At 59.8% G+C, this 14,157-nt stretch carries 12 protein-coding genes and 1 pseudogene; 11 read left to right on the forward strand and 2 right to left on the reverse strand.

What is annotated here, in order from left to right; genetic code table 11:
• Window positions 1-6: 6 nt before the first annotated feature.
• From nuoG to SJQ66_RS20530, 11 genes and pseudogenes are all read left to right on the forward strand, one after another.
• Entirely contained in the window at window positions 7-2,373 is a 2,367-nt protein-coding gene (nuoG, locus tag SJQ66_RS20480) for an NADH-quinone oxidoreductase subunit NuoG (protein WP_024902202.1), read from the forward strand.
• Entirely contained in the window at window positions 2,374-3,438 is a 1,065-nt protein-coding gene (gene nuoH / locus SJQ66_RS20485; RefSeq protein WP_024902203.1) for an NADH-quinone oxidoreductase subunit NuoH, read from the forward strand.
• A 4-nt stretch (window positions 3,439-3,442) separates the two neighbouring features.
• Window positions 3,443-3,931: an NADH-quinone oxidoreductase subunit NuoI gene (nuoI, locus tag SJQ66_RS20490; protein WP_024902204.1), complete on the forward strand. Its 489-nt coding sequence runs from the start codon at window positions 3,443-3,445 to the stop codon at window positions 3,929-3,931.
• A 72-nt stretch (window positions 3,932-4,003) separates the two neighbouring features.
• Window positions 4,004-4,648, forward strand: a pseudogene (locus tag SJQ66_RS20495) (NADH-quinone oxidoreductase subunit J); the annotation flags it as partial.
• Window positions 4,649-4,871: 223 nt separating this feature from the next.
• A complete protein-coding gene (gene nuoK, locus SJQ66_RS20500; protein ID WP_024902206.1) occupies window positions 4,872-5,180 on the forward strand; it encodes an NADH-quinone oxidoreductase subunit NuoK in 309 nt (102 codons plus the stop codon).
• A gap of 97 nt (window positions 5,181-5,277) precedes the next feature.
• Window positions 5,278-7,326 carry an NADH-quinone oxidoreductase subunit L gene (gene nuoL / locus SJQ66_RS20505; protein WP_024902207.1) on the forward strand — a complete coding sequence of 683 codons (2,049 nt, stop codon included), beginning with the start codon at window positions 5,278-5,280 and terminating at the stop codon, window positions 7,324-7,326.
• Between the two features lie 14 nt (window positions 7,327-7,340).
• Complete coding sequence (locus SJQ66_RS20510; protein WP_024902208.1) at window positions 7,341-8,819, forward strand: NADH-quinone oxidoreductase subunit M; 1,479 nt, start codon at window positions 7,341-7,343, stop codon at window positions 8,817-8,819.
• A gap of 36 nt (window positions 8,820-8,855) precedes the next feature.
• The gene (nuoN, locus tag SJQ66_RS20515) at window positions 8,856-10,331 is read left to right on the forward strand and encodes an NADH-quinone oxidoreductase subunit NuoN (RefSeq protein ID WP_036007839.1); all 1,476 of its coding nucleotides are present in this window, start codon (window positions 8,856-8,858) and stop codon (window positions 10,329-10,331) included.
• Window positions 10,332-10,337: 6 nt separating this feature from the next.
• Entirely contained in the window at window positions 10,338-10,646 is a 309-nt protein-coding gene (locus SJQ66_RS20520) for a DUF2818 family protein (RefSeq protein WP_024902210.1), read from the forward strand.
• Window positions 10,647-10,678: 32 nt separating this feature from the next.
• The gene (locus tag SJQ66_RS20525; protein ID WP_024902211.1) at window positions 10,679-11,302 is read left to right on the forward strand and encodes an NUDIX domain-containing protein; all 624 of its coding nucleotides are present in this window, start codon (window positions 10,679-10,681) and stop codon (window positions 11,300-11,302) included.
• A 106-nt stretch (window positions 11,303-11,408) separates the two neighbouring features.
• On the forward strand, window positions 11,409-11,984 hold the full coding sequence (locus SJQ66_RS20530; RefSeq protein ID WP_024902212.1) for a DUF1178 family protein: 576 nt from the start codon (window positions 11,409-11,411) through the stop codon (window positions 11,982-11,984).
• Here the strand turns inward: SJQ66_RS20530 and SJQ66_RS20535 are convergent.
• Entirely contained in the window at window positions 11,950-12,828 is an 879-nt protein-coding gene (locus SJQ66_RS20535; protein ID WP_222102710.1) for a dioxygenase family protein, read from the reverse strand. The genes SJQ66_RS20530 and SJQ66_RS20535 overlap by 35 nt on opposite strands.
• Window positions 12,829-12,976: 148 nt before the next feature.
• On the reverse strand, window positions 12,977-14,149 hold the full coding sequence (locus tag SJQ66_RS20540) for a pyridoxal phosphate-dependent aminotransferase (protein WP_024902214.1): 1,173 nt from the start codon (window positions 14,147-14,149) through the stop codon (window positions 12,977-12,979).
• Window positions 14,150-14,157: the final 8 nt, after the last annotated feature.

Raw genomic sequence — 14,157 nt, forward strand, 5'->3', positions numbered from 1 at the left:
TGAGCCATGGTTGAAGTTGAAATCGACGGAAAGACCGTAGAAGTACCGGAAGGCAGCATGGTGATGGAGGCCGCGAAGCGTGCCAACACCTACATCCCGCACTTCTGCTATCACCGCAAGCTGTCCATCGCGGCAAACTGCCGTATGTGTCTTGTCGAAGTCGAGAAGATGCCGAAGGCCGTGCCCGCCTGCGCGACGCCGGTCTCGTCTGGCATGATCGTGCGGACGAAATCGGACAAGGCGATCAAGAGTCAGCAGGCGGTCATGGAGTTCCTGCTGATCAACCACCCGCTGGACTGCCCGATATGTGATCAGGGTGGCGAGTGCCAGTTGCAGGATCTGGCCGTCGGCTATGGCAAGTCCGCGTCGCGCTACCAGGAAGAAAAGCGTGTCGTGTTCCACAAGAATGTGGGGCCGCTGATCTCGATGGAAGAAATGTCGCGCTGCATCCACTGTACGCGCTGCGTGCGCTTTGGCCAGGAAATTGCCGGCGTGATGGAGTTCGGCATGTTGGGCCGTGGCGAGCACGCCGAGATCACTACATTCGTGGGCGCAACGGTCGACTCCGAAATGTCGGGCAATATGATCGACCTCTGCCCGGTGGGTGCGTTGACGTCGAAGCCGTTTCGTTTCAGTGCGCGAACCTGGGAGTTGACGCGGCGCAAATCGGTCAGCCCGCATGACGGCACCGGCGCGAACCTGATCGTTCAGATGAAGAACGGTAAGGTCAAGCGCGTGCTGCCAATGGAAAACGAAGCGGTCAACGAATGCTGGATATCAGACAAGGACCGCTTTGCCTACGAAGGCTTGAACGGTGAAGACCGGTTGACGTCGCCGATGATCCGCCAGAATGGCGAATGGCATCAGGTCGACTGGCAGACGGCGCTTGACTATGTCGTCGACAGTTTTGGCAAGATCGCCGCGCAGCATGGCAAGGACGCCATCGGCATGCTGGGTAGCCCGCATAGCACCGTCGAGGAACTGTTCCTGTTGAAATCGCTGGCAAATGGCATTGGCACGCCCAATGTCGACTACCGTCTGCGTCAGAGCGACTTCGCTGGCGAGGTGCGGGGCGGCGGCGCGAATGGTGGCGGGGTACGCTGGCTTGGCATGCCGATCGCGGACCTTGCGTTGGTCGACCGTGCGTTGGTGATCGGCGCGCATCTGCGGCGCGACCAGCCGTTGCTCGCGGCGCGCTTGCGCCAGGCGGCGCGGGGTGGGGCGCATATCGCGCTGTTGGGTGCCAGCAGTGACGATTCGCTGATTCAGAACGCGCATGCGGTCGTGGCGGCGCCGAGCGAATGGCTTGCGGAATTGTCATCGATCGCGCGCGCGGTCGCGTCGGTGCGCGGGGTCGACTTGCCCGCGGCGTTCGTGCAGGGCGATGCCGCCGAAGCGCCTGGCGATGAAGCACGGCGCGCGGCGGAGTCGTTCGTGGCGGGCGAAAAGATCGTCGTGCTGCTTGGCAATGACGCGGTACATCACCCGTCATTCACGCAGTTGCACGCATTGGCTGCCTGGATTGCCGAACAAGCCGGTGCCGCGTTCGGCTTCCTGACCGAAGCGGCGAATACGGTGGGCGCACAGTTGGTCGACCTGTTGCCGGGCGAGGGCGGACTTGCCGCGGCCGAACAGTTCACGCAACCGCGCAAGGCCTACCTGCTGCTGAACACCGAGCCTGAATTCGATACCGCAAACCCGGCGCAGGCTGTCACGGCATTGCGAAACGCGGACCTGGTCGTCAGTCTGACCGCGTTCAAGCATGCAACCGACTACGCCGATGTGTTGTTGCCGATCGCGCCGTTCACGGAGACCGCGGGTGCCTTTGTCAACTGCGAAGGCCGTGTGCAGGCGTTTAACGGCGTCACCACGCCATTGGGCGAGACACGTCCCGGGTGGAAAGTGTTGCGCGTCTTGGGCAATCTGTTCGGCATGTCCGGTTTCGAATACGACAATGTCGAGCAGGTGCGTCAAGCGGCGTTGGGCGAAATCGACGTTCCCAGCCGCCTGAACAACGCCACATCAACGCCAATCGTAGAAGGACGACGTTCTGCGCGTGTACCGGGCCGTTTCGAACGGCTGGCCGATGTGCCGATCTACCATGCTGATCCGCTGGTGCGTCGTGCGCCATCGTTGCACCTGACCGTGGCGGCGAAGCAGGCGGTGCGGGCCGGCTTGCCGGCGGCGCTGTTCGATACGCTGGGTCTGAAGCAGGGTGATGCGGTCCGTGTCACGCAGGACGGGTTGTCGGTGACCTTGCCGGCATTCCGCGATGCGGCGCTGGCCGAGACGGTCGTTCGGGTGTCCGCAGCCACGCCGGCATCCGCCGCGCTCGGTAGCCTGTTCGGTGAATTGGTGGTGGAGAAGGCATAAATGAGCTTGTTCGATACGATCAACACGGCGGGACTCGGGGTATTCGGCGTCGCATGGCCTACGATCTGGGCGCTGGTACGCATCGTCGTGCTGTCGGTCGTGCTGTTGCTGTGTGTGGCTTATCTGGTGCTGTGGGAGCGCAAGCTGATCGGCTGGATTCACGTGCGCCTGGGTCCGAACCGGAATGGTCCGGGCGGGATGTTCCAGACGATTGCCGACGTGCTGAAGCTGATCCTGAAGGAAGTGATCACACCGGCCCAGGCTACGCCGTGGCTCTACCTGCTCGCCCCGATCATGGTCGTGATGCCGGCGTTTGCCGTCTGGGCCGTGATTCCGTTCCAGCCTGCCGCCGTACTGGGCAATATCAACGCGGGCCTGCTGTATGCCATGGCCATCTCGTCGATTGGCGTCTACGGCGTCATTCTCGCCGGATGGGCCTCGAATTCGAAATATGCGTTCCTTGGCGCGATGCGCGCGTCCGCGCAGATGGTGTCGTACGAAGTGTCGATGGGGCTGGCGCTGGTCACGGTGTTGATGGTTACGGGCTCGTTGAACCTGAGCGACATCGTCACTCAGCAGACTCAGGGCCGGTTCGCGTCGCATGGCCTGAACTTCCTCTCGTGGAACTGGCTGCCGTTGTTGCCGATGTTCATCGTCTACTTCATCTCGGGGCTGGCTGAAACGAATCGCCACCCGTTTGACGTCGTTGAAGGCGAATCGGAAATCGTCGCCGGTCACATGGTCGAATATTCGGGGATCGTTTTCGCGTTGTTCTTCCTGGCCGAATACCTGAACATGATCGTGATTTCCGCGCTGACGGCCACGATGTTCCTTGGTGGCTGGAACGCACCGTTCGGTTTTCTCGAATTCATTCCGGGTGCGTTCTGGCTCGTGCTGAAGGTATTCATGCTGTTGTCTGTGTTCGTGTGGGTCCGTGGCACCTTTCCGCGTTACCGTTATGACCAGATCATGCGCCTGGGCTGGAAAGTGTTCCTGCCGCTGTGCCTGATCTGGGTCATCGTGACCGGCTGCTGGATCATGTCGCCGCTGAACATTTGGAATTGATGCGATGAATGCGATAAGAGATTTTTTCCGTAGTTTCCTGCTGCTTGAATTGTTGCGTGGCATGGCGCTGACTGGGCGTTATGCGTTCCGGCGCAAGATCACCGTGCAGTTTCCCGAGGAAAAAACGCCGATTTCACCGCGTTTTCGGGGGCTGCATGCATTGCGACGGTACGAAAACGGCGAGGAACGGTGTATTGCTTGCAAATTATGCGAGGCCGTGTGCCCGGCGCTGGCAATCACGATCGAGTCGGAAACGCGGGCCGACAATACGCGTCGAACCACACGGTATGACATCGACCTGACCAAGTGCATCTTCTGTGGTTTCTGCGAAGAGAGTTGCCCGGTGGATTCGATTGTCGAGACGCAGATTCTCGAGTATCACGGTGAGAAGCGCGGTGACCTGTATTTCACGAAGCCGATGTTGTTGGCGGTAGGCGACCGATACGAGAAGGACATTGCCGCAGCGAAAGCGGCGGATGCACCGTATCGCTAAGACGTGGGGGCTTGACCGCACGACGCAGGCCTTCCCTGGGCACTGCACACGAAAGATCAGCAAGCAGACAACATGGCATTCACGACCGTACTGTTTTATCTCTTTTCGATCCTGTTGGTAGGCAGTGCCTTCCGCGTGGTCACGGCGCCCAATGCGGTGCAGTCGGCGCTCTTCCTGGTGCTGGCGTTCTTCAACGCCGCCGGGATCTGGATGCTGCTCCATGCCGAGTTCCTGGCGATTGTCCTGGTCCTGGTCTATGTCGGCGCCGTGATGGTGTTGTTCCTGTTCGTCGTGATGATGTTGGATATCAACATCGAGGGACTGCGCAAGGACGTCCGACGCTTCGTGCCGTGGGCGACCGTTATCGGCGTCATCATCGTCGCGGAGCTGGCGCTGATCATCTGGCATGGTTATGGCGGCACCGCGACGCCGCTGGATGGCAACCCCGCGGATATTGGCGTGCCGAATACCGTGGTCATCGGCCGACTGCTCTATACGAAGTACATCTTTGCGTTTGAAATCGCGGGACTTATCCTGCTGGTGGCTATCATCGCCGCCGCCGCGTTGACGATGCGCAAGCGCGAAGGCGTCAAGCGCAACGACCCGTCGCAGCAGGTCCGTGTCCGGGCGAAGGACCGTCTTCGGATCGTCAAGATGGCGGCTGTCGTCGATGCGCCTGATGCCTCGACCGACCCGGCAACGCCAGGCAATGCCGGCGCCGGCTTGACGCAGACCGCGGGTGCCGCGGCGGGCTCGACCGCACCCGCATCGTCGGCGACGCCGTCCGGTCCGGCCCCGGCGGCAACGACGACCGGCGGCGCGGCGAGCGCGGCGGGCAATGCGTCAGGTGGTGCGACGCGGACGCCCCCGCACGCGTCACCCGAGAATCCACCGAAAGACGCACCGAACAACAAGCAGTCATAACACGGAGGAGACAACGATGACCCTCACCCTGGCGCACTATCTTGTCCTTGGCGCGATCCTGTTTTCGATTGCGATCGTCGGCATCTGGTTGAACCGACGCAATGTGATCATCATCTTGATGGCCATCGAGCTGATGCTGCTCGCGGTCAACACGAACTTCGTCGCGTTCTCCCGTTATCTGGGCGATCCGAACGGTCAGGTCTTCGTGTTTTTCGTGCTGACGGTGGCCGCGGCGGAAGCGGCGATCGGCCTGGCGATCCTGGTGGCGTTGTTCCGCCGTCTCGACACCATCAATGTCGAGGACCTCGATCGCTTGAAGGGATAAGCATGAAACGCAAGAGGGAAGTGAGAAGGGAACGGTACGCGGGTGGCATGCGCCACGCGTATGTCATCGGAATTCAGGGATAAAGGCAGGTGTCGTCATGGCAAATACATTAAGCCCAACCATCTTGTCGGTGATCGTGCTCGCACCGCTGCTGGCGGCCATCGTCGCCGGGTTGTTCGGTCGACAGATCGGCCGCGTGGGCGCGCACTCGATCACGATCCTGGGCGTGGGCATCTCGTTCGTGCTGTCCGCGATCGTCTTCTCGAAGGTCATCGCGGGTGCCAGCTTCAACGGGACGATGTATGAATGGATGAGCGTGGGCGCGTTGAAGCTGGAAGTCGGCTTCCTCGTCGATACGCTTACCGCGCTGATGATGTGCGTGGTGACGTTTGTCTCGCTCATGGTCCATATCTATACCATTGGCTACATGGCCGATGACGACGGGTATCAGCGATTCTTCTCCTATATCTCGTTGTTCACGTTCGCGATGTTGATGCTCGTGATGAGCAACAACTTCCTGCAGCTGTTCTTCGGTTGGGAGGCGGTGGGGTTGGTGTCTTACCTGCTGATTGGCTTCTGGTACACGCGGCCGACGGCGATCTACGCGAATATGAAGGCGTTTCTCGTCAATCGCGTGGGCGACTTCGGTTTTCTGCTCGGCATCGGGTTATTGCTGGCCTATGCGGGTTCACTGAACTACGGCGACGTGTTCGCGCATCGTGAACAACTGGCGGCGTTGACGTTCCCAGGCACGAGCTGGGGGTTGCTGACCGTGGCGTGCATCTGCCTGTTCATCGGCGCAATGGGGAAGTCGGCGCAGTTCCCGCTGCATGTGTGGTTGCCTGACTCGATGGAAGGCCCGACGCCGATCTCCGCGCTGATCCATGCGGCGACGATGGTCACCGCCGGGATCTTCATGGTTGCCAGGATGTCGCCGCTGTTTGAACTGTCCGATACCGCGCTGTCGTTCATCCTGGTGATCGGGGCGATCACGGCCTTGTTCATGGGCTTCCTCGGCTTGGTGCAAAACGACATCAAGCGGGTTGTGGCGTATTCGACGTTGTCGCAACTGGGCTATATGACGGTCGCGTTGGGTGCATCGGCTTATCCGGTCGCGATTTTCCACCTGATGACGCACGCGTTCTTCAAGGCGCTGCTGTTCCTTGCGGCGGGCTCGGTGATCATCGGCATGCACCACGATCAGGACATGCGCAACATGGGTGGTCTGCGCAAGTACATGCCCATCACCTGGATCACGTCGCTGGTGGGCTCACTGGCATTGATCGGTACGCCGTTTTTCTCCGGCTTTTACTCAAAAGACTCGATCATCGATGCGGTACGCGAATCGACGTTGCCGGGTAGCGGCTTTGCTTATTTCGCGGTGGTGGCCAGTGTGTTCGTGACGGCACTGTACGCGTTTCGGATGTACTTCCTGGTGTTCCACGGCAAGGAGCGGTTCCGCGCATCGCATGCGGCGCACGACACCGACGGGTCGGCGCATGCCCATGGCGATCACGGTCATGGCGACGCCCATGCGCATGGCGCACATACACCGCATGAGTCGTCGTGGGTCGTGACGTTGCCGTTGGTGTTGCTGGCCATTCCTTCGCTTATCATTGGGGCGCTGGCGATCACGCCGCTGCTCTATGGCCGATTCTTTGGTCAAGGCGTTGCATTCGACAAGGTTATTTTCATCGGTGAGAACCACCCGGCCATGGCCGACCTCGGCGCGCATTTCGATGGGTGGGTGGGCATGGCGCTGCATTCGGTGACGGGCCTGCCGGTCTGGCTCGCGTTGGCCGGTGTCCTCGTCGCGTGGTGGTTCTACTTGCGTCAGCCGGCCATTCCGGCGGCGATCAAGCAACGCTTCCTGCCGGTCTACACGGTGCTTGATAACAAGTATTATTTCGACAAGTTCAACGATACCGTCTTTGCCAAGGGCTTCGTGGCGATCGGGCGTGCGTTGTACAAGGAAGGCGATCAGGCGGTCATTGACGGCGCGGTGGACGGCAGTGCGAATGCGATGCGGTGGCTTGCCCGCTCGTTGCGCCCGATGCAGACCGGATATGTGTATCACTACGCGTTCGCGATGATCCTCGGTGTACTCGCGCTGCTGACGTTGTTCGTGGTGATGAGCGGCAATTAACGGGAGGGCGCCTCATGCATACACTTCCGTTACTTAGCCTGGCGATCTGGGTTCCGATCATTTCAGGCATCGTTGTTCTGGTTCGTGGCTCGAATCGCGATCCGCACATTGCACGACGACTGGCGCTGGGTGGATCGGTGCTGGGATTGCTGGTGACATTGCCGTTGATCTGGGGTTTTGACCGCAGCAGCGCGGCGTTGCAATTCGTCGAGCACGCGGACTGGATCGATCGATACAAGGTGGCGTATTACCTTGGCGTCGATGGTATTTCCATGTGGTTCGTCGTGTTGACCGCGTTTATCACCGTGGTGGTCATCATTGCCAGTTGGACGTCGATCACGTCGCGGGTGGCGCAATATCTGGGCGCCTTCCTCGTGCTGTCGGGTTTGATGATCGGCGTCTTTACCGCGGCCGACGGCCTGCTGTTCTATGTGTTCTTCGAAGCCACGTTGATTCCGATGTACCTGATCATCGGTGTGTGGGGTGGTCCGAACAGGGTGTATGCGGCGTTCAAGTTCTTCCTGTATACGCTGGCCGGCTCACTATTGATGCTGATTGCGCTGATCTATCTGTATCGCGAGTCGCATACGTTCGAGATTGCCGCATGGCACGGGATGGCACTCGGCATGACGCAGCAGATCCTGCTGTTCATCGCGTTCTTCTTTGCCTTTGCGGTGAAGGTGCCGATGTGGCCGGTGCACACGTGGCTGCCAGATGCGCACGTCGAAGCGCCTACCGGTGGGTCGGTGGTGCTGGCGGCGATCATGCTCAAGCTGGGTGCCTATGGTTTCCTGCGGTTCTCGATGCCGGTAACGCCGGACGCCTCGCATACGCTGGCACCGGTCATGATCGCGTTGTCGCTGATCGCGGTGATCTATGTCGGTGTGGTGGCATTGGTGCAGACCGACATGAAGAAGCTGGTGGCGTATTCTTCGATTGCCCATATGGGGTTCGTCACGCTGGGTTTCTTTATTTTCGACCCGTTGGGCGTGGAAGGGGCGATCGTGCAGATGATCTCGCACGGCTTCGTATCCGGGGCAATGTTCCTGGCCATCGGCGTGTTGTATGACCGGATGCATACGCGCGAGATTGCGTCGTACGGCGGTGTGGTGAACCGGATGCCGCGTTTTGCGGCGTTCGCCTTACTGTTTTCCATGGCGAATGTCGGCTTGCCCGGTACGTCCGGTTTTGTCGGCGAGTTCATGGTGATCCTGTCGTCGGTCCATTTCAACTTCTGGGTCGGCGGTCTGGCAGCCACCACGCTGATTCTGGGCGCAGCCTACACGTTGTGGATGTATAAGCGGGTGTATTTCGGTCCGGTGGCGAACGAGCAAGTGGCGGCGCTCACGGATCTGAACGGTCGGGAAATGGGGTTGATGACCGTGATGGCGATACTGGTGCTGGCGATGGGCCTGTATCCGAAGCCGTTCACGGATGCGATGCATGAGTCGGTGGCGAATCTGCTCGCGCACGTCAGTCAATCGAAGTTGTAGGGAAGGTCCAAAAGAGGACAGAAGCGAAGAATAGCTATGCAAAATGCGAACATGACTGTCTTGCTGCCAGAGGCGCTGCTGTTGGTGGCAGCCCTGCTGACGGTGCTGAACGACGCCTTTACCACGGGGCCCGGCGGCCGCCGGATCACCTACGGCATCGCGTTGTTCTCGTCGTTGGCGGCAACGGTCTGGTATGCGGCCATTGCGACTCAGCCGCAGGTGGGGCGCTTCTTCTCCGATATGTATGTCGTCGACCAGATGGCGAGCGTGTTGAAAGCGTTCGTCTGTCTTGGTTTCGCCTTGACGCTGTTGTACTCCCGGCGTTATCTGGTCGATCGCGATCTCGACAATGGCAACGTGTACATGCTCGGCATGTTCTCGCTACTTGGTCAGATCGTGATGATCAGCGGCAACAATATGCTGACGCTGTATCTCGGCCTGGAAATGATGTCGTTATCGCTGTATGCGTTGATCGCGCTGCGGCGGGATGACGCCACGTCTGGCGAGGCATCGATGAAGTACTACGTACTCGGTGCCTTGGCTTCCGGTTTCACGTTGTACGGTATCTCGATGATGTATGGCGCGACATCGTCCTTGGACCTGGGAGAGATCTCGCGTACGCTGGCGTCCGGCCGGGTGCCGAATACCGTGTTGTTGTTCGGTGTCGTGTTCGTGGTTGTTGGCGTGACGTTCAAGCTTGGTACCGCGCCGTTCCATATGTGGGTGCCGGACGTCTACCAGGGCTCGCCCACGGCGATGACACTGCTGGTGGCGGCGGGCCCGAAGGTCGCGGCATTCGCCTTTGGTTTCCGCTTGTTGATCGACGGCATGCTTCCGCTGGCGACGGACTGGCAGCAAATGCTGACGATTGTCGCCGCCCTTTCGCTGATCATCGGTAACGTGATGGGGTTGGTGCAGACGAATATCAAGCGGCTGCTGGCCTATTCGGCGATTTCAAACCAGGGTTTCGTGCTGCTCGGGCTGATCGGTGGCGTGGTCAACGGCAATGCCGACGAAGCGGCGAGCGCGTATGGTTCGGCGATGTTCTACAGCATTGTTTACCTGATCACCACGATCGCGGTCTTCGGTATCCTGTTGATTTTGTCGCGCCGCGGTGTGGAAGCGGAGAATATCGACGATCTGAAGGGGCTGAACCAGCGTAACCCCTGGACCGCGTTCGTGATGTTGGTTTTGATGTTCTCGTTGGCCGGGATTCCGCCTACCGCCGGTTTTTATGCGAAACTCTCCGTCTTGAGCACAGTGGTCAACGCAGGCATGGTCTGGCTTTCGATCCTGGGCGTGCTGTCCTCGTTGGTCGGGGCGTTTTACTACCTGCGGATTGTCAAAGTGATGTATTTCGATACGCCGCTGGATGAAACGCCGGTCGAGACGCACACCGTGGCGCGGGTGGTCTTGACGCTGAACGGCCTCGCGGTACTGGCGCTTGGGATCATCCCAGGCCCATTGCTGAACGTCTGTCTGCACGCAATGCATCAAATTTTCGGAGCGTAGGGAAACATGTCCGCAGCAGGGTGGTTTATCGTTTTGGTTGCCGTGTTTTTCGCGAACCTGCCGTTCGCCAACCAGCGCCTGTTTGCGGTCATTCCCTTGCCGTTGAAGCCGGGCAAAGCCAAAAGCGCCTGGATCCGCCTGGGCGAATTGCTTGCCGCGTATCTCCTTGTTGGCGTGTTCGGTCATCTGCTGGAGGCGCGTGCCGGTAATGCTTTCGACCAGGGCTGGCAGTTCTACGCGGTGACCTTCAGTTTGTTTGTGGTTTTTGCCTTCCCCGGCTTCACTGCACGTTATCTGGTCAAATATCGCGTGTAGGCTGAAAACTCCTTCCGATATTCAGACTTCCGATGACCCTCCATTTCACCGATTCTCCTGATTCGCTTTCCCCTGATACCGACGCGGCAAAGCAGGCCGATCAACGGCTGCGCGAGCATTGTGAGTCGAGCACATTGGTGCATCAGGGGGTCTTCCTGACGGTAAAATGCGACAGTGTACGTTTGCCCGATGGCAAGATCGCTACGCGCGAATACGTTCAGCATTCCGGGGCAGTGATGATCTTGCCGCTGTTCGACGACGGTACCGTGTTGGTGGAGAAGCAGTTCCGCTATCCACTCGGCAAGGTACTGACGGAGTTTCCGGCCGGGAAGCTGGATCCTGGCGAAGACCCTGTTGTTTGCGCACATCGTGAGTTGCTGGAAGAAACGGGCTATAGTGCGAGCCAGATGACGTTTCTGACTCGCATCAATCCGGTCATTTCCTATTCGACCGAATTCATCGATCTTTACCTGGCGCGCGGTTTGACACCTGGCCAGCAGCAGCTCGACGACGGTGAATTCCTCGAACTCGAGATTGTATCTCCGGCACGCATGATGGAAGCCGTGCGGCGCGGTGAAATCAGCGATGTCAAGACGATCATTGGCACGTTCTGGCTTGAAAAGATCCTGTCTGGCGCATGGCCTTTGTCTGCTTAGCGCGATCTGGGCGCACACTGTGGGTTGAAGGTGTCCTTGCGATGTGAGAGGCATTGCCTCGCCGGAAACAATGCCGTGTGCCGGCTCAGATGAGTTTCGTTACAGCATGAAAGTTTTCGATTTGCAGTGTGAGCACGAGCATCGCTTTGAAGGGTGGTTTGGCTCCGCTGCCGCCTATGATACGCAGCGCGAGCAAGGCCTCGTGCAATGCCCGATGTGTGGCTCCCCCGTGGTGCAGCGGTTGCCGTCGGCGCCGCATTTGAACGTTTCATCGCTGCGTGATCCCGGTGCGATGCAGGCGCGGGCGGCGGTTACGCAACCCCATGGTTCCGATCGCCACGCCGCTGTTGACGGGGACGCTCGCGCGGCTGCCGAGCAGGGCGCGGGGACGGTGGCGGGTCGGCGAGCAAGCGGTCAGCGTATCGACGACAGCACGCCAGAGGCCAGGATGGCCGACGCATTGCAGGCAGCGTGGCTGAAAATGGCGCGCGAGGTGATTCGCCAGACCGAGAATGTTGGCGCAGCCTTTGCGGACGAGGCGCGCAAGATACATTATCAAGAAGCGCCGGCACGTGCGATCCGTGGTCATGCAACCGCCGAGCAGGTCGCTGAACTCGCCGACGAAGGCATCGACGTATTGCCGCTGCCTATACCGGACTCGGCGAAAGAGACGCTACAGTAGCGGGTTGCGCGAATAAGAAGGCGTCCATGGACAGTACGCCGTAGCTTATCCCCCCCTCGATGCAGGTGATCACGTCGGGCGCGGGTGAACCGTCTACGTTGGCCGCACCGAGCGCTACGTGCAGCGGCAGCAAGTGGTCGTCAGTTGGATGTGCCCGCTCGGCATAGGGTGCCAAGACGCGGTAATCGAGTAGGGCGGGCACGTCGCTGCGTACCACCGCGGCACGGATCCAGTCTGAGAATGCCGTGGCATAGGCGGCATCGGCATCTGCTTCCCGTCGAATATCACCGAGATTGTGAGTCAGGCTGCCGGACGCCATGATCGCAATTCCCTGCTCACGCAGCGGCGCTAGCGCGCGACCTAACGCAAATGCCTCGGCCGGCGTCGCGGGCCATGGCAGCGACACCTGGAAAACGGGGATATTCGCGTCTGGCACCATATGCCGCAGCGGCACCCAGGCGCCGTGATCGAGGCCGCGGTCCGGGTCGATCCACGCGTGCACGCCCGCCGACTCCAGCGCGTTCATTGCTAATGCCGCGGCGTCCGGTGCGCCCGGTGCCGGATAGCGCAGTTCGTATAACGCGCGCGGAAAGCCACCGAAATCATGTATGGTCTCCGGTGCGCGGGTTACGGCAACGGCAACGCCCCCTCGCGTCAGCCAGTGCGCGGATACGACAAGAATGGCATGAAGGCCGGACATGGCGCCCTGATGCAATTGGGCACTGCCTAGCGCAGCCAGGCGCGGGCCAGCGACGCCAGGTTCCAGGGCGAACGTGGGAGCGCCGTGAGAGATGAACATCGCCGGCATTCGCGAGCGGGTCGCCGTGGAGGATGGGGAACGCATGATCGGGTTTGCTCCATGTCGCGCGCGACGGTCTCGGGATCGATTGATCGCTCAGGCTCTACTGTATGAGCCCGTCGAGCATTGATAAATGAGGCAAAAAGGAATGGATTGTCTCGGTAATCGTGCCAATCATGCGATTTCAGCGTTGTTATAACCGGGAGAGTCGACCGATGGCGTCACGAAGCGTGTCGTCTTTCTTGGCAAAACAAAAACGCACGACGCCGGATTCCTGGTTGTTTTGATAGAACGCCGACATGGGGATCGCGGCCACGCCCGCCTCGTTGATCAACCATCGGCAGAAGTCGACTTCATTCAAGTCGCTGATCGCGGTGTAATCGACGCATTGGAAAAACGTGCCTTCGCACGGCAACACCGTGAAGCGTGTCTGCGCAAGCCCGTCTCGGAAAAGATCGCGCTTGCTCTGGTAGAACTGCGCGAGGTTCGCGTATGTCGATGGATCTTGCATATACGACGCGATACCGGCTTGCATCGGTGTATTGGCGGTAAAGACGTTGAACTGGTGGACCTTGCGGAATTCCGCCGTCAACGGCGCGGGCGCTAGTACATAACCGAGCTTCCAGCCGGTAACGTGGAACGTCTTCCCAAAACTCGATACGATGAAGCTGCGCGCGGCCAGCGCCGGATGCCGGGCGATGCTGGCATGCGACTGGCCATCGAACACCATGTGTTCATACACCTCATCGGACAGCACCAAGACATTGGTGCCATGCAGAATCTCCGCCAGTTTCTCGATGTCTTCTTGTTTCCACGTCCGACCGGTGGGATTGTGCGGGGTATTGATGATAAGCATCCGCGTCCGATGCGTCAGCGCGGCCTGGATCGCATCGAAATTCAACATATAGTCCGGAGCGGAAAGCGGGACCCGCACCGGTTTACCGCCCGCCAGTTCGATCGCCGGTACGTAGCTGTCGTAACTTGGCTCGATGACGATTACCTCGTCGCCCGGTTGCACGGCACACAGGATGGCGGACAGCAAGGCCTGGGTCGCGCCGGATGTTACGGTAATCTCATTGGTGGTGTGATAGCTGCGACCATAGACGGCATCCACTTTGTTGGCGATCGCTTCGCGCAACGCCGGCCAGCCAGCCATCGGCGGATACTGATTGTGCCCATCGCGCATGGCTTGCGATACCGCGTCGATCAATGCCGGATCGCAATCGAAGTCCGGAAAACCCTGCCCAAGGTTGATCGCTTTTTTTTCCGCGGCAAGCGCGGACATCACCGTAAAGATGGTCGTGCCTACCTTCGGCAACTTTGACGGAAAGGATGGCGTGTGATGAGCGAGGGCGGCCGAGGTCATAAAGCGTA

It is taken from the genome of Robbsia andropogonis, from assembly GCF_034047095.1.
GTDB lineage: Bacteria > Pseudomonadota > Gammaproteobacteria > Burkholderiales > Burkholderiaceae > Robbsia > Robbsia andropogonis.

Bases quoted from the DNA above. Each gene is read 5' to 3' on its own strand.
- SJQ66_RS20530 (WP_024902212.1), top strand. From the start codon at position 11,409: ATGAAAGTTTTCGATTTGCAGTGTGAGCACGAGCATCGCTTTGAAGGG.
- SJQ66_RS20520 (WP_024902210.1), top strand. From the start codon at position 10,338: ATGTCCGCAGCAGGGTGGTTTATCGTTTTGGTTGCCGTGTTTTTCGCG.
- SJQ66_RS20540 (WP_024902214.1), bottom strand. From the start codon at position 14,149: ATGACCTCGGCCGCCCTCGCTCATCACACGCCATCCTTTCCGTCAAAG.
- nuoN (WP_036007839.1), top strand. From the start codon at position 8,856: ATGCAAAATGCGAACATGACTGTCTTGCTGCCAGAGGCGCTGCTGTTG.
- nuoG (WP_024902202.1), top strand. From the start codon at position 7: ATGGTTGAAGTTGAAATCGACGGAAAGACCGTAGAAGTACCGGAAGGC.
- SJQ66_RS20525 (WP_024902211.1), top strand. From the start codon at position 10,679: ATGACCCTCCATTTCACCGATTCTCCTGATTCGCTTTCCCCTGATACC.
- nuoH (WP_024902203.1), top strand. From the start codon at position 2,374: ATGAGCTTGTTCGATACGATCAACACGGCGGGACTCGGGGTATTCGGC.
- SJQ66_RS20510 (WP_024902208.1), top strand. From the start codon at position 7,341: ATGCATACACTTCCGTTACTTAGCCTGGCGATCTGGGTTCCGATCATT.
- SJQ66_RS20535 (WP_222102710.1), bottom strand. From the start codon at position 12,828: ATGCGTTCCCCATCCTCCACGGCGACCCGCTCGCGAATGCCGGCGATG.
- nuoL (WP_024902207.1), top strand. From the start codon at position 5,278: ATGGCAAATACATTAAGCCCAACCATCTTGTCGGTGATCGTGCTCGCA.
- nuoI (WP_024902204.1), top strand. From the start codon at position 3,443: ATGAATGCGATAAGAGATTTTTTCCGTAGTTTCCTGCTGCTTGAATTG.
- nuoK (WP_024902206.1), top strand. From the start codon at position 4,872: ATGACCCTCACCCTGGCGCACTATCTTGTCCTTGGCGCGATCCTGTTT.